This is a genomic window from Kribbella sp. NPDC002412, assembly GCF_053592935.1.
Genome location: NZ_JBSFBL010000014.1, coordinates 115,003 through 134,969, shown reverse-complemented (window position 1 = coordinate 134,969; position 19,967 = coordinate 115,003). Strand labels below are relative to the sequence as shown.

13 protein-coding genes are annotated in these 19,967 nt (G+C 69.9%); all 13 read left to right on the top strand.

What is annotated here, in order from left to right; genetic code table 11:
* Positions 1-82 precede the first annotated feature (82 nt).
* The 13 genes from uvrA (at position 83) to ACWCOV_RS14385 (ending at position 19,953) form a co-directional block, all read left to right on the top strand.
* On the top strand, positions 83-3,142 hold the full coding sequence (uvrA, locus tag ACWCOV_RS14445) for an excinuclease ABC subunit UvrA (protein ID WP_449829696.1): 3,060 nt from the start codon (positions 83-85) through the stop codon (positions 3,140-3,142).
* A 124-nt stretch (positions 3,143-3,266) separates the two neighbouring features.
* Positions 3,267-3,434: a hypothetical protein gene (locus ACWCOV_RS14440; RefSeq protein WP_449829695.1), complete on the top strand. Its 168-nt coding sequence runs from the start codon at positions 3,267-3,269 to the stop codon at positions 3,432-3,434.
* Between the two features lie 34 nt (positions 3,435-3,468).
* Positions 3,469-3,915: a DUF6507 family protein gene (locus ACWCOV_RS14435; RefSeq protein WP_449829694.1), complete on the top strand. Its 447-nt coding sequence runs from the start codon at positions 3,469-3,471 to the stop codon at positions 3,913-3,915.
* On the top strand, positions 3,912-4,034 hold the full coding sequence (locus ACWCOV_RS14430; protein WP_449829693.1) for a hypothetical protein: 123 nt from the start codon (positions 3,912-3,914) through the stop codon (positions 4,032-4,034). Before ACWCOV_RS14435 ends, ACWCOV_RS14430 begins: the two co-directional genes overlap by 4 nt.
* Positions 4,035-4,040: 6 nt before the next feature.
* Positions 4,041-9,143, top strand: a complete 5,103-nt coding sequence (locus tag ACWCOV_RS14425; RefSeq protein ID WP_449829692.1) for a toxin glutamine deamidase domain-containing protein — start codon at positions 4,041-4,043, stop codon at positions 9,141-9,143.
* Positions 9,140-9,664: a hypothetical protein gene (locus ACWCOV_RS14420; protein ID WP_449829691.1), complete on the top strand. Its 525-nt coding sequence runs from the start codon at positions 9,140-9,142 to the stop codon at positions 9,662-9,664. Before ACWCOV_RS14425 ends, ACWCOV_RS14420 begins: the two co-directional genes overlap by 4 nt.
* A 172-nt stretch (positions 9,665-9,836) precedes the next feature.
* Positions 9,837-10,175, top strand: a complete 339-nt coding sequence (locus ACWCOV_RS14415) for a hypothetical protein (protein WP_449829690.1) — start codon at positions 9,837-9,839, stop codon at positions 10,173-10,175.
* A gap of 14 nt (positions 10,176-10,189) precedes the next feature.
* On the top strand, positions 10,190-10,495 hold the full coding sequence (locus ACWCOV_RS14410) for a pore-forming ESAT-6 family protein (RefSeq protein ID WP_360521496.1): 306 nt from the start codon (positions 10,190-10,192) through the stop codon (positions 10,493-10,495).
* 100 nt (positions 10,496-10,595) lie between these two features.
* Complete coding sequence (locus tag ACWCOV_RS14405; protein WP_449829689.1) at positions 10,596-10,967, top strand: DUF6507 family protein; 372 nt, start codon at positions 10,596-10,598, stop codon at positions 10,965-10,967.
* Positions 10,964-11,245, top strand: a complete 282-nt coding sequence (locus tag ACWCOV_RS14400; RefSeq protein ID WP_449829688.1) for a hypothetical protein — start codon at positions 10,964-10,966, stop codon at positions 11,243-11,245. Before ACWCOV_RS14405 ends, ACWCOV_RS14400 begins: the two co-directional genes overlap by 4 nt.
* A gap of 64 nt (positions 11,246-11,309) precedes the next feature.
* Positions 11,310-19,205: a toxin glutamine deamidase domain-containing protein gene (locus ACWCOV_RS14395; protein WP_449829687.1), complete on the top strand. Its 7,896-nt coding sequence runs from the start codon at positions 11,310-11,312 to the stop codon at positions 19,203-19,205.
* Positions 19,205-19,678: a hypothetical protein gene (locus tag ACWCOV_RS14390; protein WP_449829686.1), complete on the top strand. Its 474-nt coding sequence runs from the start codon at positions 19,205-19,207 to the stop codon at positions 19,676-19,678. The genes ACWCOV_RS14395 and ACWCOV_RS14390 overlap by 1 nt, the downstream gene beginning before the upstream one ends.
* Entirely contained in the window at positions 19,678-19,953 is a 276-nt protein-coding gene (locus ACWCOV_RS14385) for a hypothetical protein (protein WP_449829685.1), read from the top strand. Before ACWCOV_RS14390 ends, ACWCOV_RS14385 begins: the two co-directional genes overlap by 1 nt.
* Positions 19,954-19,967 lie beyond the last annotated feature (14 nt).

Below are 19,967 nucleotides of genomic sequence, written 5' to 3'. Positions count from 1 at the left end.
ACTTTCGAAGCCGGGTCGAGCAGGACCCCCGCATCCGGCGCCGGAAGTTTTTGTCGGTGGGCCTGGTTAGCATGACCGGGGCATGCCATGGAACCCCTCGAGAACGGCTGAGAGTGAGCTTGTGTCTGACCGTCTGATCGTGCGCGGAGCACGTGAGCACAACCTGAAGGACGTCTCGGTCGACCTGCCGCGGGACGCCATGATCGTCTTCACCGGGCTGTCCGGGTCCGGCAAGTCCAGCCTGGCGTTCGACACGATCTTCGCCGAGGGCCAGCGGCGGTACGTCGAGTCCCTGTCGGCGTACGCGCGGCAGTTCCTCGGCCAGATGGACAAGCCCGACGTCGACTTCATCGAGGGCCTGTCGCCGGCGGTCTCGATCGACCAGAAGTCCACCTCCCGGAACCCGCGCTCGACCGTCGGCACGATCACCGAGGTCTACGACTACCTCCGGTTGCTGTTCGCCCGGGCCGGCCGCCCGCACTGCCCGGAGTGCGGGGAGCCGATCGCGCGGCAGACCCCGCAGCAGATCGTGGACCGGGTGCTCGAGCTGGAGGAGGGCACCCGGTTCCAGGTGCTCGCGCCGGTCGTCCGCGGCCGCAAGGGGGAGTACGTCGATCTCTTCCGCCAGCTGAGTGGTCAGGGTCTGTCCCGGGCACGGGTGGACGGCGAGACCGTCCAGCTGCTCGAGCCACCGAAGCTGGACAAGCAGAAGAAGCACACCATCGAGGTCGTGGTCGACCGGCTCGCGGTGAAGCGCTCCGCGAAGCAGCGGCTGACCGACTCGATCGAGACCGCGCTCGGCCTGGCCAGCGGCCTGGTCGTGCTCGACTTCGTCGACCTGCCGGAGGACGACCCGCATCGCGAGCGCCGGTTCTCCGAGAAGCTCGCCTGCCCGAACGACCACCCGCTGGCCATCGACGAGCTCGAACCGCGGTCGTTCTCCTTCAACTCGCCGTACGGCGCCTGCCCGGTGTGCACCGGACTCGGCACCCGGATGGAGGTCGACCCCGAGCTGCTGGTCCCGGACCCGTCGAAGTCGCTCGAGGAGGGCGCGATCCAGCCGTGGTCCGGCGCGAACGTCACGCAGTACTTCGAGCGCCTGCTGGCGGCGCTGGCCAAGGACCTGAAGATCAAGACCACCACGCCGTTCGGCGAGCTGCCGGCGAAGGCGAAGAAGTCGCTGCTCACCGGCCACGACCGCCAGGTGCACGTCTCCTACAAGAACCGGTACGGCCGCGAGCGGTCGTACTACACCACCTTCGAGGGTGTGATCCCGTACGTCGAGCGGCGGCACGCGGAGGCGTCGAGCGACACCAGCCGGGAGCGGTTCGAGGAGTACATGCGCGAGGTGCCGTGCCTGGCCTGCAACGGCGCGCGGCTGAAGCCGATCTCGCTGGCGGTCACGCTGGGCGGCAAGAACATCGCCGAGATCAGCGCGATGTCGATCGACGAGGTGCACGACTTCCTGCGCCAGATGGAGCTGAGCCCGCGAGAGAAGCAGATCGCGGAGCGGGTGGTCAAGGAGATCGGTGAGCGGCTGCGGTTCCTGCTCGACGTCGGCCTGGACTACCTGGCGCTGAGCCGGCCGGCGGGTTCGCTGTCCGGCGGCGAGGCGCAGCGGATCCGGCTCGCGACCCAGATCGGCTCCGGCCTGGTCGGCGTGCTCTACGTGCTCGACGAGCCGTCGATCGGCCTGCACCAGCGGGACAACCGGCGGCTGATCGAGACCCTGGTCCGGCTGAAGGACCTCGGCAACACGCTGATCGTGGTCGAGCACGACGAGGACACCATTGACCACGCCGACTGGGTCGTCGACATCGGCCCCGGCGCCGGTGAGCACGGCGGCCAGGTGGTCGTGTCGGGCACCGTCGAGGATCTGAAGAGCCACCCGGACTCGATCACCGGCGCCTACGTGTCCGGCCGCCGTGAGATCCCGATCCCGGCGGTTCGCCGGCCGCTCACCGAGGGCCGCGAGCTGACGGTGTACGGCGCCCGGCAGAACAACCTGAAGGACATCGACGTCACCATCCCGCTCGGGGTGTTCGTCGCGGTCACCGGCGTGTCCGGCTCGGGCAAGTCGACGCTGGTCAACGACATCCTCTACACCTCGCTGGCGCGGCAGATCTACGGCGCCCGCGCGGTGCCCGGCCGGCACACGAAGATCTCCGGCATGGAGCTGGTCGACAAGGTCATCCACGTCGACCAGTCGCCGATCGGCCGGACGCCGCGGTCCAACCCGGCGACCTACACCGGGGTCTGGGACCACGTCCGCAAGCTGTTCGCGGAGACGCCGGAGGCGAAGGTCCGCGGGTACCAGCAGGGCCGGTTCTCGTTCAACGTCAAGGGCGGCCGGTGCGAGGCCTGCTCCGGTGACGGCACGCTGAAGATCGAGATGAACTTCCTGCCGGACGTGTACGTGCCCTGCGAGGTGTGCCACGGCGCCCGGTACAACCGGGAGACGCTCGAGGTGCACTACAAGGGCAAGACGGTCGCGGACATCCTGGACATGCCGATCGAGGAGGCGTCGGAGTTCTTCGCCGCCATCCCGGCCATCTCGCGGCACCTGACGACGCTGACCGAGGTGGGCCTGGGCTACGTCCGGCTGGGCCAGCCGGCGCCGACGTTGTCCGGTGGTGAGGCGCAGCGGGTGAAGCTGGCGTCCGAGCTGCAGAAGCGGTCGACCGGCCGGACGGTGTACGTGCTGGACGAGCCGACCACCGGTCTGCACTTCGAGGACATCCGCAAGTTGCTCGGCGTGCTGGGCGGCCTGGTGGACAAGGGCAACTCGGTGCTGGTCATCGAGCACAACCTCGACGTGATCAAGACCGCCGACTGGATCATCGACCTCGGCCCGGACGGCGGCCGCCGCGGTGGCACGCTGGTCGCCGAGGGTACGCCGGAGGACGTGGCGGCGAACGCGGCGTCGTACACGGGTGAGTTCCTGGCCGAGATCCTGAACGGGCGGGCCGCGAAGCCGAGCGCGAAGAAGCAGGCGGCGGCAGCGAAGACAGCCGCCACGAAGGCCCCGGCGACGAAGAAGGCGCTGACTGCGAAGAAGGCGCCCGCGGCGAAGAAGGTCGCCGCCGCCAAGAAGGCGCCCGCGAAGAAGGCCACCGCGACCAGGAAGCGCGCAGCCAGCTGATCCTCCAGCACAGCAGCCCCCAGCCAACTCAACCGGCTGGGGGCTGCTGCTGTCTGACCGGAATCCTGGCCACCCGAAAGCTCGTGGAAAGCGGGTGGAAAGGTCGGATTGGCAGGGTGGCCCCGTGATCGAACCCGACGGTGTCCCGGTCGACGAGGTGACCGCAGCGGTCAAGGCGCTGGACGCGAGTGTGGCGACCCTGCGCGGTCTCGCGCAGCAGATCAGCGACATCGGCGATGACATTCACGACACCTGGCAAGTCGTGGGCCCCGACGACGTCATCGACGGCTGATCTGCCCCACAACATCGCGGACCAAGGAGGGGCAGTGGACTGGGACATCGACGTCGAGGGCACGGGCAAGGTGCTCATCGACACGGCGACGGCCGCGGAGCCGTTCAACGGCCTGCTGACGACGTACGGCGAGGCGCTGACGGCTCTGATGCTGGGAACGACGTACATGGTCGTGGCTCCCGGTGCTCGGCGGGCTGGGGCACGCGGCGGTCAAGGTGTTCTGGCCGGGGACACCGCGGCGCTGGGCTGCCTCAACGTCGTCTCGGCGGCCATCGGTGAGTACTCCGCGCACTGGGCGCCGACCCTGGAAGCCGCGGCGACGCAGGTCACAGCCTCACTGACCGGCTTGCAGAATGCCCTCGAGGCCTACCTGAACGGGCAGGAAGAGATGGTCCTGAACGCGCAACGGAACGCTGCGAACGGGTACATCCCGGACCCGACGGACGCGATGCCGACCAAGGGCGGGGACGTCGCCGTATGAGCGACGAGCAGCCGGCGACGGCGCCGGAAGTCCTCGTTCCGTCCGGCTACGTCTGCCTGCTGTTACTGGTGGGCGATCACGGCATCAGTTGTGCCGCGCCGAGTGTGACCGAGGACTGAGCTGACATGATCCACCCGGAAGGCATCCCGGTCGAGGAACTGACCCTGGTGGCCTCGGCCCTGGACGAGCACGTCTCGGAGCTGAGCGGGCTCGGAGAGCCGTTCACCGACCTGGGCAACGACATCCACAACACCTTCCAGGGGCTGAACGAGGTCTACGAAGCGCCCGAGCGGGAGCTCCTGGTCAACTCGACCCTGAAGGTCAAGACGAACCTCGACGAGTTCGGCCCGAGTCTGCCGGCGATGGCGGGGCACCTGGCCACCCTCGCCGACGAGATGCGCGGCTATGCGGGAATGCTCGAGAGCATCCAGGAAGACGCCTACGACTGGCAGCGCCGGAAAGACGCCGACCCGGACTGGCAGAGCGATCAGGCAATGGTTGACGAGTGCAACATGCTGGTCGCGCTGGTGGGCACGATCATGACAGACAGGCTCCCGGAGATCTGCTTCACGGCCGCCAACGAGATCGTCAAGCTCCACGGCGGTGAGACCTGGGACCCGGAGACGGGCCTGCGCGAAGGTGAGGAGGCGCCCGCGGCGCCGGCGGACGCGCCGGAACCGGAAGACCCGCCGTGGGGGACTTCAGAGAACGTGGACCATCCGTGGTGGGCGGACACCCTCATGTTCCCGGGCAACTTCTGCCAGGGCGTCCTCACCGTCCTCGGCGAGACGCTCGAGAGCATCCTGACCCTGGTGCCGGTGCTGCCGCTGCTGGGCGAGATCGACGGGTTGAGGGACTGGGCGAAGGACACCCTGAACTACGACATACCGACCTGGGAGGACGCGGGGAACGCCTGGAAGGGCTTGGGCATCTTCGCCGGGCAACTCGCGTCGGCTCCGGGCCAGCTCATCGCCTGGGGCGCCGAAGAACTCCTCGGCATCGAGCGGCCCGACTGGCTCAAGGAGTGGAGCCAGACGGGCGTGACGATGGGCGACCAGATGATCGAGGGCTTCCTCGCCTGGGACGAGTGGAAGGAGAACCCGGGCAAAGCACTGGGGATGGTGACCACGAACATCGTCGCCACGATCTTCTCCGGCGGCTCGGCCGGGGCGGTCAGGTCCGTGGCGCTGGCCGGCCGGTTCGGCGCGATGAGCACCACGGTGGCGAGGCTCGCCGGCGTGGCGTCCAAGGTGCAGGGCGTCCGGATCACCATGCACGACGCGGCCCTCGCCGCAGCGATGAAGATCCCGACGGTCAGCGACGTGATCTCCGGGCTGTCCAAGATCCCGGTCTTCGGCGACTCCTTCCGGTTCGAGGGCGTCGAGCCGGTGGACGTTCCGGCCAACGTCCCCGACGGCACCGACTCGACCGCACCCACGTCCTTCAACTCACCCGACGCCACAACGGACACCTCGTCCGCCGACACCTCGGCGGTCGACACCTCCGCGGTCGACAGCACCTCTGTCGACACCTCACCCGTCGACGCCTCGCCGGTCGACAGTTCGTCCGTGGTCGGTCCGCCGGTGGACACGTCGGACGTGAGTGCTCCCGTGGACAGTCCGCCGGTCGACACGTCCGACGTCACGACGGACCGCCCGTCGATCGACACACCCGACCACACGCCCGATGCCGACTCGCCGCCGCTGTCGCAGGTAGACCCGGTCATCACCCCACCGGCCACACACCTGAATCCCGGGACGACGACGCCCGGTCCGCACGTGGATCCCAGTACGACCCCGCCGAGCTCCCGTACGCCGGATACGCCCACAACCCCGGGCACCCGCACCCCGTCAACGCCGGCCTCGAGCACAAGAACCCCCGACACAACCACGCCCCGCACCCCAGACACGTCCCGCACGACAGACGCGTCCCGCACCCCGGACACGTCGCGTGGGACGGACACCTCACGCGCGCCGGGTACGTCGCGTGGGACGGACAGGTCCGGTACTCCGGACACGTCGCGTGGGACGGACACATCCCGTACCCCGGACACCTCCCGCGGGACGGACACCTCACGCGCGCCGGAAACGACGGGCTCTCCCGAGCCATCGCGTTCGCCGGAGACGTCGCGGACGCCCGAGACGTCGAGTTCGCCGGAGAGCACGCGCACCCCCGCGACGTCGCGGACGCAGGAGAGCACGCATTCGCCGGAGACGCCGCGCACACCCGAGACCACGCGCACACCCGAGACCACGCGCACACCCGAGACGTCGCGTTCGCCGGAGGCGGGGACGGCGAATACGCCGGGGGCGGCGCGGGTGCCGGAGGGGAGTTCGGCGGCCTCGGGGACGCGATCGGCTGAGGGCACGTCGCCGGGGCGGGATCCGGGGGTGGCCGGGAACGCCGATCCTGGGACACCGGTGATGCCGATGCATCCCGGCGTACCCGGGTATGTCGGTGGTGCACCCAACGTGCCCACCACGCCGGGCCGACCCGGTACGCCGAACCAGCCGGGCGCCGTGGATGCGCCGGCCGCGCGGCACACACCGTCCGCCGGAGCTCCGCGCAGTGGTGACCACGGCCGATGGGACTCCACGCCGCCGTGGCAGCGCAGCGACCCGCGCGGTCCGGTGCGCGGACCGGACGCGAACACCCCGGCGTGGCAGCGTAACGACCCGATGCGTCCGCAGCGCCAGCCGAACACGCACACAGACGACGCGAACGACCCGAGGTGGGACGACCCGCTGGCGCGGCAGGTCGAGCTCGACAAGCTGAAGCCGGACTACCTGCGTCCGGAGCCCGGCAAGCCCCGGCCGGAGGTCGATCCGTTCAGCCACATCCCGGCGGACCCCATGGATCCGCGGGCGGGCAAGCTGATCCGCTCGGTCGGTGACCCGCCGCACAGCAACGTGGCCGAGTGGATGGGCAACGTCAACCCGGACTACGGCACGAGCAAGCCCCACGAGATGAACTGCCCGGAGACAGCGCGGAACGCCGCCGACATCCTGTACGGCGGCAAGCCGCGGCTGGCGGCCGGCAACAAGTTCAGAACTGGCGAGCAACCCGACAGCACGCTGGAGTGGATGGACCTGGCGGACTTCAAGCCGGAGCATCAGATGTGGGCGCATCCGGACCTGAACGCCAACCCGGCCGTCTTCACCAACGCCGCTTACCGCCGGGTGTTCGACGCGCTGATCGACCGGCCGCCGGGCACCCACGCCAACATCTTCGTCACGTGGCGGAGCTCCAACCCCGACATCCCGGGCAGTGGGCACGTCTTCAACGCGTTCGTCGACGAGACAGGGCGAGTCAAGTTCCTCGACACCCAGCCGGCGGGTGGCAAGCTCGAGGACGCCTTCCCGGACGGGCACTTGGGACCGGATCCCGCGAATCCGTACTGGTCCGAGACGACGTTGCCGGACGGCAGCACGCGGCGCGATCCGATCGACATCACCTCGATCAGGTTCGCCGTCCGCGAGCCGGGCGGGAGCTGGGAGGGCGTTCCGCGCACGCCGACCACCCCACCGGCGTCCCTGTCGCAGATCCCGCGCGCGCAGTCCCACCGCGTCGACGCACCGCACACGCCGGACGTGATCCGCGCCGGCGAGCACCCGGCCTCGCCAGGCAGGCACCCGGAGCCGGAACTGGCAGACCGCAGCTTCCAGGCGTCGAGGCACGACGAGGCTGAGTTCCTGCGCAGGGACCCCGACTACCAAGCAGGCCGGATCGAGCAGCACCGGCGCCGTGGACGGCTGCAGCCCAGCTCCGCCATCGCCAATCTGACGGACGTCGACATCCGCGCGCTGGAAAAGTTGCTGACGACCGACCACCAGTACATCAACACTGCCTACCGCGCGGGTGACCTGAGGATCGAGCACGATCCGACGGTCCGCCTGGCGGTGTCTGCGATGAACAAGATGCCGGACGTCAGCGGGACCGTCCACCGCGGCATCCAGATCGAGCCAGAGGATCTGGCGGCGTTCATGCGGCGGTACGCGCCCGGTTCCACCGTTCGGGAACCGGCGTTCCAGCACTCGGCCAAGACACCGGACGGTGCCTTCGGGTTCAACGTGCAGCTGGAGATCGATGCCAGGCACGGCAAGGATCTCAGCTTCCTTCGCCCCGGTTTCCAGGAGGTCATGCACCCGCCGCACACCACTTTCCATGCCACCGAGATGCGGTACGACGAAGCCAACCGCACGCTGCACATCAAGATCCGTGACCACGGCGGGCCGCCGGAGCCTCCACCAGGCGGCTGGCCGTCGTTGCCGACGGTTCCGGACGTCGATCCCCGGCTTGCGGCCGTCCGGAAACGGGTGCAGGAGACCCATCCGCCGGCCACGCCTCAGACCCCGCAGACGCCGATTGATCCGTTCGCTGACCGGGCGTCGCAGTACAGGCCGGACCAGCCGGGTCAACAACCGCAGTATCGGCAACCTGGTCAGCGGCCGGGGCAGCCCCTGGACGAGCAACCCAGGTACGACCCGCAGCAGCCTTCTCCGCCGCGTCAGCCGGCGTCGCCGGAGTACCAGCCGCCCTGGCAGCGCACGGCGCAGCGGCCGGAGGCGCGACCGCAGTACGGCGGCCCGCCGCAGGGTCAGCCGGCCGGGTCGGCGGGCAGGGCGGTTCCGAGTGCGCGGAACGCTGGGTACGAGGTGCGGGAGTTGCCGGACAGCGAGTTCGTTTCCCGGGACTCGCCCGCGGCGGAAGCGGCGTACCGGCGGATCCGGGACCTGACCGACGACGTTCCGCAGATCGCCGAGGAGCTCGAGCTCGATCCCGCTGTCGTGGACGTGGCGAAGCGGAACCTCTTCGTGAACCAGCACCACGTCTCGGTCGGTCCCGGGGACATCGTGAAAGGCAACTTCACCGCTGACAAGGACATCGCGGACCTGTGGAAGGCGGGGATGAACGGGACACTGAACCTTCGGGAGGGCGAGGACAACCAGTTGCGGTCGCTGATCGCTCACGAGTACGCGGAGGCCAAGTTGATGGCGGCCGGCGTGCCGTACAACTTCGCCGATGGGTGGAAGGAAGGAACCTACGATTACACCCGCGAGAACGCGGGTGCCCACACGGTGGCGCCGCGGTCGCTGCAGGCTGACCTCGAGGTCCTGCTGGGGCACTGGAAGAGTCTCGGCCTGACCCCGCCTCCCGGGGGTCTCGCGCCCGATCTGTCCAACCTCGACGACATCGTCCAGAGAGCGATCGAAGGTATGGAATGGTGACCGACACCGCCGCGGCAGAGCGCATGGCCGACCGCCTGCTCGCCGTGCACTGGGACGAGGACGCGGCGCGCGCGCATCGGCGGTCTCGCGGTCGCCTGGCGGGTGAGTTCCTCCGGCGTACGGCGCAATGGGCGCTGGCCGTCGGCGCCGAGGACGGGTGGCCGTTCAGCGATCTGGCGGGGGCGCTGGATCCGGAGGTTGCCGTCGACCCAGCGCTGCTGGCCAAGCTCCAGATCGACGCGGCAACCGCAGGAGGGTTTCCGATCCGGCCGGCGCACGCTGCCGCGATCGTGCGGTGGGCTGCGCTCGGGGACCTGCCTCGGCAACGGTTCCCGCAGTTGGACGATCCGTACGAGCCGCTCCTCACGATGCTCGGCCGGGGCGGCGGCTACTCGGTGGCGAACGGGTTCATCGAGCTCGGCTACGGCTCGTACCCGATCGGTTCGGTGGCCGAGCGGGCCGCGCTGGCGCCGGTGCCGATCGACCAGGCCGCGCTGGACCTGGCGGACCGGACCGAGTAGTTGATCTAGGCAACAAGTTCCGGGGCCGCTGGTCGGCGGATTCTCACGGGCGTGTCGCGGGGGCCTTTCGATCGTGGTCGAAAGGTGCGGGCAGGCGGCGGGCAGCCGAACCTTGACCCGTACCTCCGACTATCGTGACGGTGCGGCGAAACCACACTTCGAAGGAGAGACCGTGACCGGACGCTGGGACATGGGCCAGGACACCCTGAGCCAGTTGGCCAAGAAGACGTCTACCGGAACCCAGGACCTCGGTGGCCTGGTGAAGCAGCTGGTCGCCGCTGCGCAGCCCCTGGAAGGCAAGATGAGCGGCGCCGGCAAGCAGATGTTCGACGCGTTCAAGGCGAACGTGGACGGCATCGCCGCCGACCTGAACGCCGGGCTCGCCGCGATCAACCAGGGCCAGTCCGGGATGGACGCCGCCTTCCGCACCGGTGACAGCGAGATGGCCGACACCGCGAAGAAGAACCAGGGTGCGGCCGACTTCAACGCCGCCAAGTTCGGCAAGCGCTGAGAGAGGAATCGACGATGGCAAACCGCAACAGCTACGACACCGCCGCCTCGGGCGAGGTGCAGTCGAAGATCAACAGCCTCTCCGGCCAGATCTCGGGCCTGATCGCGACCCACAAGCAGAACGTGACCGCGGCCCTGTCGGACGCCTCGGCCAGCGGCGTGACCGAGAACTACCGTGGCGTCGAGGACCGCTTCAACAAGGCGGCCGACCAGACCCTGGCGATCATCCAGTCGCTGAAGGACACGCTGGCGCAGAACGACTCGACCGCCGCGGCGACCCTGAAGAAGGCGTCGGCCGCGGTCGACGGTATCGGCGGCTGACCGCCGTACCGCACAGCAGCATCCGCCCTGGACGTTCCCCGCTCGGCGGGGCACGTCCGGGCTTGTTGTGGGCAGGGTCCGGCAGATCTGAGGAGTGACAGTGGACTGGGACATCGACGTCGCGGGAGCGAGCAAGGTCCTCACCGACACGGTGACCGAGGCGGAGCCGTTCGACGGGCTGGCCAAGTCGTACGGCGAGCAGCTGGGCGCGATCATGGAGGGACTCAACTACGAGACCTTCACCATCGTCGCGGTCGCCCTCAGCGAGTACGGCCAGCACTGGCAGCCGACCCTGGAGGCCGCGGCGAAGCAGGTCGGCGCATCGCTGACCGGCGCCCAGAACGCGCTCCAGGCCTACATGGACGGCCAGGAAGAGATGGTCCTGAACGCCCAGCGCAACGCGTCCAAGGGTGAGATCCCCAACCCGCCGGGTGGGAACCCGCAGCCGACCGGAAGGAACCAGGCGGTATGAGCGAGCAGGAAGCGGCGGTCGCGCCGCCGGAGGTCGCACAGGCCGGCCGGGTACGGCTCGCGGAGTGGCTGACCGCCGAAGCGCCGTCGCCCGAGCTGGGCGCGACGGCCGAGGAGCTGGCCGACTGGGCGGCGTACCAGGTGCAGGAGTACCTCGTCTTCGTGCCGCCGGGCTACGCGAACCTGATGTTCCTGGTGGCCGACCACGGCATCAGTTCGTTCGCGCCGAGCGAGCGGACGCTCGAGCAGGCGATGGCCGAGGCCCGCCCGCAGTCGTGATCCCGGCAGTACGCCGTACCAGCAGCAATCGTTGATCCCGTGTCTGACCGAGGACTGAACTGACATGATCAAACCCGAAGGCATCCCGATCACAGAGCTCGACAAAGTGGTCTCCGCCCTCGACCGGAACGTGTCGAAGCTGGGCGGCCTCGGGCAGGGTTTCACCGACGTGGGCAACGGTGTGCACAACACCTTCCAGCGGCTGAACGGCGTGTACCACGCGCCGGAGCGCGAGCTGCTGGTCAACTCGACGAAGAAGATCCAGACCAACCTCACCGAGTTCGGCCCGAGCCTGCCGAAGATCTCCGGGCACCTGGACACGCTCGCCGACGCGGTGCGCAGCCGGCTGGGGACGCTGAAGGACATCCGGGAAGAGGCCTACGAGTGGCACCGCCGGAAGAACCGGAACCCGGAGTGGCAGAACGACCAGGACATGATCGACGACAACAACCGGATGGTTGGTGACGTCACCCGGATCGTCCAGGAGGAACTGCCCGACCTCTGCTTCACCGCGGCCAACGAGATCGTCAAGCTGCACGGCGGCAAGACCTGGGACCCGGAGACCGGTGTCCGCGAGGGCGAGAAGCCGCCGGAGCCGAAGGAAGAGGAAGGCGACCCGCCGGAGCCCGCGTGGGGTACGCCGGAAGAGCGGGACAAGCCGCTGTGGCAGGACATCGTCGAGTTCCCGGTGGACTTCGTCGTCGGCGTCGCCACTGTCGTCGGTGAGACCATCGAGGGCGTCCTGACGCTGATTCCGGTGCTGCCGCTGCTGGGCATGATCCCCGGCCTGAAGGACTGGGCGAAGGACACCCTCGGGTACGACATCCCGACCTGGGAGGACGCGGGCAACGCCTGGGTCGGCCTCGGCACCATGGTCGGGCAGATCGTGACCGCGCCGATCCAGCTCGCCTGGTGGGGTATGGACAAGCTCACCGGCCAGGACACTCGCCCCGACTGGGTGAAGGACTGGGGCGAGATGGGCCTCACCATGGGCGAGCAGATGTTCAAGGGCTTCGTCGCCTGGGACGAGTGGGCGAAGAACCCGGGCAAGGCGCTCGGCATGGCGCTCACCAACGTCGTCGCGACCGTGGCCAGTGGTGGCACTGCCGGCGCGGTCAAGACCGCGGCGATGGCCGGCAAGTTCGGCGCCGCGAGTATGGCGGTGTCGAAGGTGGCCGGCGCGGCCTCGAAGTTGCAGGGCATGCGGGTCGCCATGCACGACATGGCGCTCGGCGCGGTGACGAAGATCCCGAAGGTCGGCGACGTGGTCGGGGGACTGTCGAAGATCCCGATCGTCGGCGACACCTTCAAGATGCAGGGCGTCCCGAAGATCGACGTGCCGTCGGTGGACACGCCGAGCGTCGACACGCCGAACGTGTCGGTGGACGCTCCTTCGGCTCACGCTCCGTCGGTGGATGCCCCCGCGGTCAACGCGCCGTCGGTCGACGCGCCTTCGGTGAATACTCCGAACGTCGATGCACCGAGCACGACGCATGCGCCGAGCGCGGACTCGCCGTCGACGCCTGTCTCGCACTCGGACCCCGGTACGACGACGCCGACCAACCGCGCGCCGGAAACCACTTCTCCCGGCACCACCACACCGGACACGACGGCGTCGCCGACCACGCGCACCCCCGACACGACCACGACGACTCCGGGCGGCCGCGGACCGGACGCCCCGACATCGCCCGGCACCCGCACCCCGGACTCGACCACGACGCCCGGTACTTCGCGCACGCCGGACTCGTCTACTTCGCCGGGTACGACGCGCACGCCGGACTCGAGCGCGCCGAGTACGTCGCGTACTCCGGATTCGAGTGCGCCGAGCACTTCGCGTACGCCTGACTCGAATACGCCGAACACGTCACGTACTCCCGACGCGAACGCGCCGAGCACCTCGCGGACGCCGGACTCGACGACGCACACGCCGGAGACGTCGCGTACTCCGGACTCGAATACGCCGAGCACCTCGCGTACTCCCGACTCGAACGCGGCGAGCACCTCGCGGACGCCGGACTCGACGACACACACGCCCGAGACTTCGCGGACGCCGGACTCGACGACACACAGGCCGGAGACCTCACGGACTCCGGAGACGGCGACGCCGGGGACCACGCGGACGCCCGAGACGCACGCGCCGGGCACCACGCGCACGCCGGAGACGAGCACTCCGAACACGCCCGGCACCTCCCGGGTGCCGGAGACGGGGACTCCGAACACGCCCGGCACCTCCCGGGTCCCGGAGACGAACGCTCCGAACGCACCGACCACGCACACCCCCGACCCGATCGCGGCGCGGAACGCGGACCCGGCAGTCGCACCGGTCATGCCGCTGCATCCCGGCGTACCAGGTCACACCAACCACGCCCCGAACACGCCGAACACCCCCAACACGCCGAACCAGCCGCACACTCCGAACCAGCCGCACACGCTGGACCCGGCCCAGACGCCCAGCGCGCTGCTCCGGCCGGGTCGGGTGGAGCCGCCGGCGGCCAACCCGGAGTCCTGGGGCCCGCGCGGCTACGACCCGGAGCACGACCCGACCGCCGTACGGCGGGAACCGGACTCGCCCGACGGCGGCAACGACCCGACGTACGACACCCCGCTGGCGCGTCAGATCGAGATCGACCGGCTGAAGCCGGAGTACCTGCGTCCGGAACCGGGCAAGCCCCGGTCGCAGATCGACCCGGACCAGTACATCGAGCCGCATGCGGCCGACCCTCGCCGGTCGGATCTGCGCGAGTCGGTCGGCCGCCCGCCGCACGAGAACCCCGAGAACTGGGTCGGCAACGTCAACCCGGACCACGGCATCGGCCCGCAGTACCGGATGAACTGCGCGGACGTCTCGCGCAAGGTCGCGGACATCCTGAACGGTGGCACCCCGGACCTGGCCGCCGGGCGCAAGCTCGCGAACGGCGAGAACCCGGAAGCCACCCTCGAGTGGATGGACCTGGAGGACTTCCCGGCGGACCAGAAGATGGCGGTGCAGGACTGGAACGCCGATCCGGCCGACTTCACCAACGCCGCCTACCGCCGGGTCTACGACGCGCTGAGCGGCCGTCCGCCGGGCACGCACGCGAACATCTTCGTCACCTGGCGATCGTCGATGCCCAACATCCCCGGCGGTGGGCACGTCCTGAACGCGTTCGTCGACCAGCACGGCCGGGTCAAGTTCCTCGACGCCCAGCCGCCCGGCGGCCGGATCGTGGAGGCGTTCCCGGACGGTCACCACAGCCCGTACCCGAAGAACCCGTACGCCGACCCCGCGAACGGCAACCCCGGCGACATCACCTCGATCCAGTTCGCCGTACGCGAGCCGGGCGGCCGCTGGGAAGGCCCGCCGCGCACCCCGGACACCCCGCCGGCGTCGCAACTCCAGTTCATGCGCCCCCAAACCCCCCTCGGCGCGAACCGCCCCCCGGACATCAACACCCCCGGAACCCACACCCCGAACACAGGCGCACCAACCGGCCGCACCCCGGACAGTCGTGCGCCGGACGGTCGTGCGCCTGGGAGCGGTACGCCGGACGCGCGCACCCCAGACGGACGCACACCTGACGGACGAACGCCGGAGACCGGTACGCCGGATGGGCGGACCCCGGACGGGCGCACGCCGGAGACGGGGCCCCCGGGCTCGCGGACGCCGGACGGGCATGCCCCGGACGGTCGTGCGCCTGACACTGGTACACCGGACGCACGCACCCCGGACGCACGCACCCCGGATGGGCGTACGCCGGACGCGCACGCCCCGGATGGGCATGCGCCGGACGGGCGTACACCCGACGGCCGTGCGCCGGAGAGCAACGCTCCGGAGTCTCGTGCTCCCGAGTCACGCACACCCGAGTCCGCTTCGCCGGACTCGCGCACCCCGGACGGGCACTCGCCGGACGGTCGTGCGCCCGAGTCGCAGGTGCCTGACGGTCGTGTGCCGGAGTCGCGGGTGCCGGATGGTGGGGCTGATCCGTATGGTGCGGTGCCGGATGACGGGCCGTTCGTGGGGTCGGCGTTGGGGGACCGGAACTTCCGGGCCTCGGAGCGGGACCTGGCGGCGCTGCGTGCCCAAGGCGGTCTGGAGCCGGGCAAGCTGGCGCTGATCCGCGAGCGCGGCCGGCAGCAGCTCGGAGATCAGGTCGACGATCTGTCCGAGACCGAGCTCACCGCCCTGGAGCGAATGCTGATCGGGCACGACCACCAGGACATCAACGACGCCTACCGGGCGGGTGACCGTTCGGTCGAGCAGAACCCGGTCGCCCGGGTCGCGGCGTCGGTGATGAACAAGCTGCCCGACTTCCGCGGCACGATCCATCGCGGCCTCAGCTTCCAGTCGGCGGACGAGCTGGAGGCGTTCCTGAACCGGTACCTGCCCGGCAACTCGGTCCGGGAGCCGGCGTTCACGCACTCTGCCAAGGGTGAGAACGGCGCCCAGGACTTCAGCGGAGGCAGGTACGCCGCGGGCCGCGTCGTACTGCACATCGATGCGCGGCACGGCAAGGACATGTCGTTCATGCGTGACCCGGCCGTCGGTATCGACGAGGTCATGCACGGGCCGCACCAGCCGTTCTACCCGACGAAGCTGGAGCACGACCCGGAGACCGACACCTGGCACCTGCATGTCCGCGACCACGGCGGTCCGCTGGACCTCCCACCCGGTCAGCGCCCGGCGCCGATCGTTGTCGAGCGCCCAGCGGCGAACAACTACTGGGCACAGCAGGCGGTCCGCCAGTCGACCCCGCAGAACACACCGCAGCCGCCGTTCACCCCGTTCGACCCCAGCCCCCAGCCGGACTACGGCCCGCCCTCGGGCTACAGCCCCGCGCAACAGCAGCCGTCGTACGGCCCGGGGCAGCAGCCGTCGCACGGCCCAGGCCAGTCGCAGCCGGACTACGGCCCAGCGCCGTCGTACGGACCGGGGCAGTCGCAGCAGCCGAACTACGGGCCGCCGCAGCAGACGCCGTTCGGCCCGGGGCAGCAGGCACCGCAGCAGCCGGTGTTTGATCCTGAGACGACGCAGGCGATCCCGCGGAACACGATCGACGACGCTCAGCGGCAGGCGCCTTCCTACGAACCGCAGGGCCAGTTCGGACCACAGCACCCGGGCTACCACACTGAAAGCCAGTTCGGCCCCACCGGCCAGCAGCCGGGCTACCACCCGGGGCAGCAGCCCGAGGGCCAGTTCGGTCCGACGGGGCATCAGCCCGGTCAGCCGGGACAGTACGGTCCGGGCCAGTCGCAGGCGCCGCATCAGCAGCCGGAGCAGTCGTTCGGTCCTGGGCAGCAGCCTGACTACGGTCCGGGGCCGCAGCAGCCGAACTACGGTCCGCCGCAGCAGTCGTACGCTCCCGGGCAGTCGCAGTCGCCGAGTCAGCAGCCGCATGGTCCGGGGCAGTCGTTCGGGCCGGGGCAGTCGCAGGCACCTGGGCGGCATCACGGACAGCCGCAGCAGTCGCCCGGACCTGGGCAGCAGCCTGGGTACGACCCGCGGCAGCCGGGGCAGTACCCCCAGCAGCCGGGCCAGCCTGGGCAGTACCCGGGTCAGCAGCCTGGGCGGTATCCGGGACAGCAGCCGGGTTATGACCCGCGGCAGCCGGATCCGTTCCAGCCCGGTCAGCAGCCGGGGCGGCCGCCGTACGAGGTGCCTGCGCCGCACCGGTATCCGGAGCAGCAGCCAGGCGGACAGCCTGGGTACGATCCGCGGCAACCGCAGCAGTTCCCGCCGCCCGGCCAGCACCCGGGTCAGCCGGGTCAACACCCCGGTCAGCCTGGACAGCACCCTGGACAGCCAGGTCAGCCGGGTCAGTACCCGGGCCACGATCCGCGGCAGCCCGGTCAGCCGGCTTACGATCCGCGGCAGCGACCTGGCTACGATCCGCGGCAGCCAGATCCGTACCAGCGGCCGGGGCAACAGCCTGGTCAGCCGGGTTATGACCCGCGGCAGCCGGATCCGTATCAGCAGCCCGTACAGCCAGGCGTGCCTGGTCAGCACCCAGGTCAGCATCCTGGGTACGACCCGCGGCAGCCGGGCCAGCCGGGTCACGATCCGCGGCAGCCGGACCCGTACCAGCAGCCGGGTCGCCACGACCCGTACCAGCAGCCGGGGCAACAGCCTGGTCAGCCGGGGCAGCACCCGGGATACGACCCGCGGCAACCGGACCCGTACCAGCAGCCCGGTCGCCACGACCCCTACCAACAGCCTGGGCGCCAGGACCCGTACCAGCAGCCGGGTTACGACCCGCGGCACCCGGGGCAGGCGCCGTACGAGGTGCCGCGGCAGCCGTTCGGGCCGGGGGCTCGGCCGGATGAGTTCGGGCCGTACGCGCGCCACACGCCGGAACAACCGCAGACGCCCGGCCAGTCGCGGGCGCCGGAGCAGCACCAGGTGCCGGGGCAGCACACTCCCGGACAGCACGCACCGGAGCAGCACGCCCCAGGCCAGCACGCGCCGGGGCAGCGGACGCCTGAGCAGCGCACTCCTGAGCAGGCTGGGCATTCGCCTAGGCAGGATGCGGCTGGTGGGGAGCGGGTGCCGGATGTGGCGCCGGAGGACTTTGGGTTCCCGCCGGCTCAGCGGGCTCGGGAGACGGATCCGGTGGCGCAGCGAAAGTTCGACGAGGAGTCGGAGGACTTCGCGCGGCGGGCTACGCCGGAGGAGGCCGAGGCGGCCAGCCGGTTCACCGCGAGTACGCACACGTTCGTGAACCGGGCGATGCACCGGGGACACCGGGTCGAGGACCTGCCCGAACTGCTGAACGACGGCAACAGCGGGATCACACCGGAAGCGATCGACCTGGCCAGGAAGTTCCGGGACCTGATCCGGAAGGCGCCGCTCGCCGACGCGCCGCGGACCCTGTACCGGGGTGTCCGCGCGCCGAAGGGGATGAAGCCGGAGAACCTGCTCGCCTGGGCGCGGGAGAAGTTCAAGATCGGCGAGCCGATCCACTTCGGCGGGTTCCAGCACACGTCGATCCACCCGAAGGTCGGGGCCGCGTTCACGACCGTCTCGGACCGGATCGGTGTGGTGTTCGAGATGCACACCCGCAAGGGCGCGCCGCTGGGCAAGCTGAGCTCGCGGGACGAGTCGGAAGGCGAGTACACGCTGCCCGACAACGAGAGGTTCGTCCCGGTCGCGGTCAGCGAGAAGGTCAACTTCGAGTCGATGAAGCCGGGCACCGACGGCGGCCCCCGGGTGGACAAGATCGTCGTCCACCTGGTCGACGTCGACGACCTCGACTACTACGGCCTGGGCCACCTCAAACCCGACGCCCCACACACCCCCGGCCAACCCCACAACCAGCCCGACCAGTACGGCGGCCAACCGGACCCGTACGGGTCGCAGCCGGACCCGTACGGGTCGCAGCCGGATCCGTACGGCTCGCAGCCCGACCCGTACGGCGCAGCGCCTGAGTCACAACCGAGCGGCGACGGAGCGTCCAGCTCCGGTTCGGCCGACGGACAGGACTGGCGCCCGGGTGACAGCGGGTTCGGCGTCACGAACAAGCCCGGCTTCGATCCCGCCTTCCACCACAAGGCGCTCGGGGACGAGTTCGCGCCGAGCGTGCACGACCCGGAAGGTGTCTTCGAGCCCTGGGAACGGGACATCGCCGACCGGTTGGAGGACGAGGGCTGGCGTGTCGATGCACGCTTCCGGGACGACTCGAAGAAGGGCATGAAGAACCCGGACTCGATGGTGCGCAAGGATCCGGGCGACGAGGGTCTGCCCACGGAGTTCAAGACGCCGAAGAGCGGCGGCAGGAACGCGATCCGGCGGAACATCAACGAGGCCAGCGACCAGGTGCCGCCGGACGGTGAGGTGGTGATCGACGGCCGTAACGTCGGCCTGACCCGGGAGCTCGCGGACCGGGCGTACGGCGGTGCGAAGGGACAACCGGGAAAGACGGTCGCCGCGAGGGTGCATATCATCCTCGGCGATGGACAGGTCGTGACGTACGTGAAGGAGAACTGATGGCAGTGCGGGAGAACATCTTCCTGCAGTCGAGTTCGGCGGTGCGTGACGAGACGAAGCTGCTGCAGGATCTGCTGGGGCTGGAGCCGATCCCGGACCAGTCGGCGGCCGGGCCGGACCAGTTCGGCCTGCGTGGTCCGGCCCGGACGGTCGACGGTGTCCTGGGGTACGTCGTCCAGCCGAACAACCACGTCGTCCCGGACGCGGAACCGGAAGACGTGCAGGCGATCGACGCGTACCCGCTCGAGGTCGACATCTGGCTGGGACGCGACGAGGCGGTCCAGCGGCACGAGGCGCGATTGGTCTTCGACCGTCTGGTCGAGTCGCGCCCAGATGTTCCGATGCTGCTTTGTCACGATCTCGACCTGCTGATCGCGGCCTATCTGCCGGGGAAGGGCGTCCAGGAGTTCCCTACCGGCACGACGATCGACGAGCCGGACGCCGGCCAGTGGCGCGGGTGGGTGCCGGCCTGATGTCCGGGAACTATGGGACGCAGGTCATCGAGTCGGTCGCTGTTCGGCGGCGGCGGTTGCGGGAGGCCTGGTTGTTTGGGGCCGAGCGGGCCAAGAACACGTTGAACGAGCAGACCGGCAAGGTGCTGGCCAGTGTGATGATCGGCGCGGTGGCGTGTGCCGGCTGTGCGGGGGTGTCGTACTTCCAGTCGGCGCAGGCGAAGGAGAAAGAGAAGCAGCAGCCGACGCCGACGCAGACCACCTCTGGCCCGGTCAGTCCTTCGCCGTCCAAGTGACCGCCACCTAGTAG

What these genes read in the sequence shown, in the direction of transcription:
- ACWCOV_RS14395 (WP_449829687.1), top strand. Translation starts at nt 11,310, where the DNA reads ATGATCAAACCCGAAGGCATCCCGATCACAGAGCTCGACAAAGTGGTC.
- ACWCOV_RS14425 (WP_449829692.1), top strand. Translation starts at nt 4,041, where the DNA reads ATGATCCACCCGGAAGGCATCCCGGTCGAGGAACTGACCCTGGTGGCC.
- ACWCOV_RS14430 (WP_449829693.1), top strand. Translation starts at nt 3,912, where the DNA reads ATGAGCGACGAGCAGCCGGCGACGGCGCCGGAAGTCCTCGTTCCGTCC.
- ACWCOV_RS14410 (WP_360521496.1), top strand. Translation starts at nt 10,190, where the DNA reads ATGGCAAACCGCAACAGCTACGACACCGCCGCCTCGGGCGAGGTGCAG.
- ACWCOV_RS14400 (WP_449829688.1), top strand. Translation starts at nt 10,964, where the DNA reads ATGAGCGAGCAGGAAGCGGCGGTCGCGCCGCCGGAGGTCGCACAGGCC.
- ACWCOV_RS14385 (WP_449829685.1), top strand. Translation starts at nt 19,678, where the DNA reads ATGTCCGGGAACTATGGGACGCAGGTCATCGAGTCGGTCGCTGTTCGG.
- uvrA (WP_449829696.1), top strand. Translation starts at nt 83, where the DNA reads ATGCCATGGAACCCCTCGAGAACGGCTGAGAGTGAGCTTGTGTCTGAC.
- ACWCOV_RS14390 (WP_449829686.1), top strand. Translation starts at nt 19,205, where the DNA reads ATGGCAGTGCGGGAGAACATCTTCCTGCAGTCGAGTTCGGCGGTGCGT.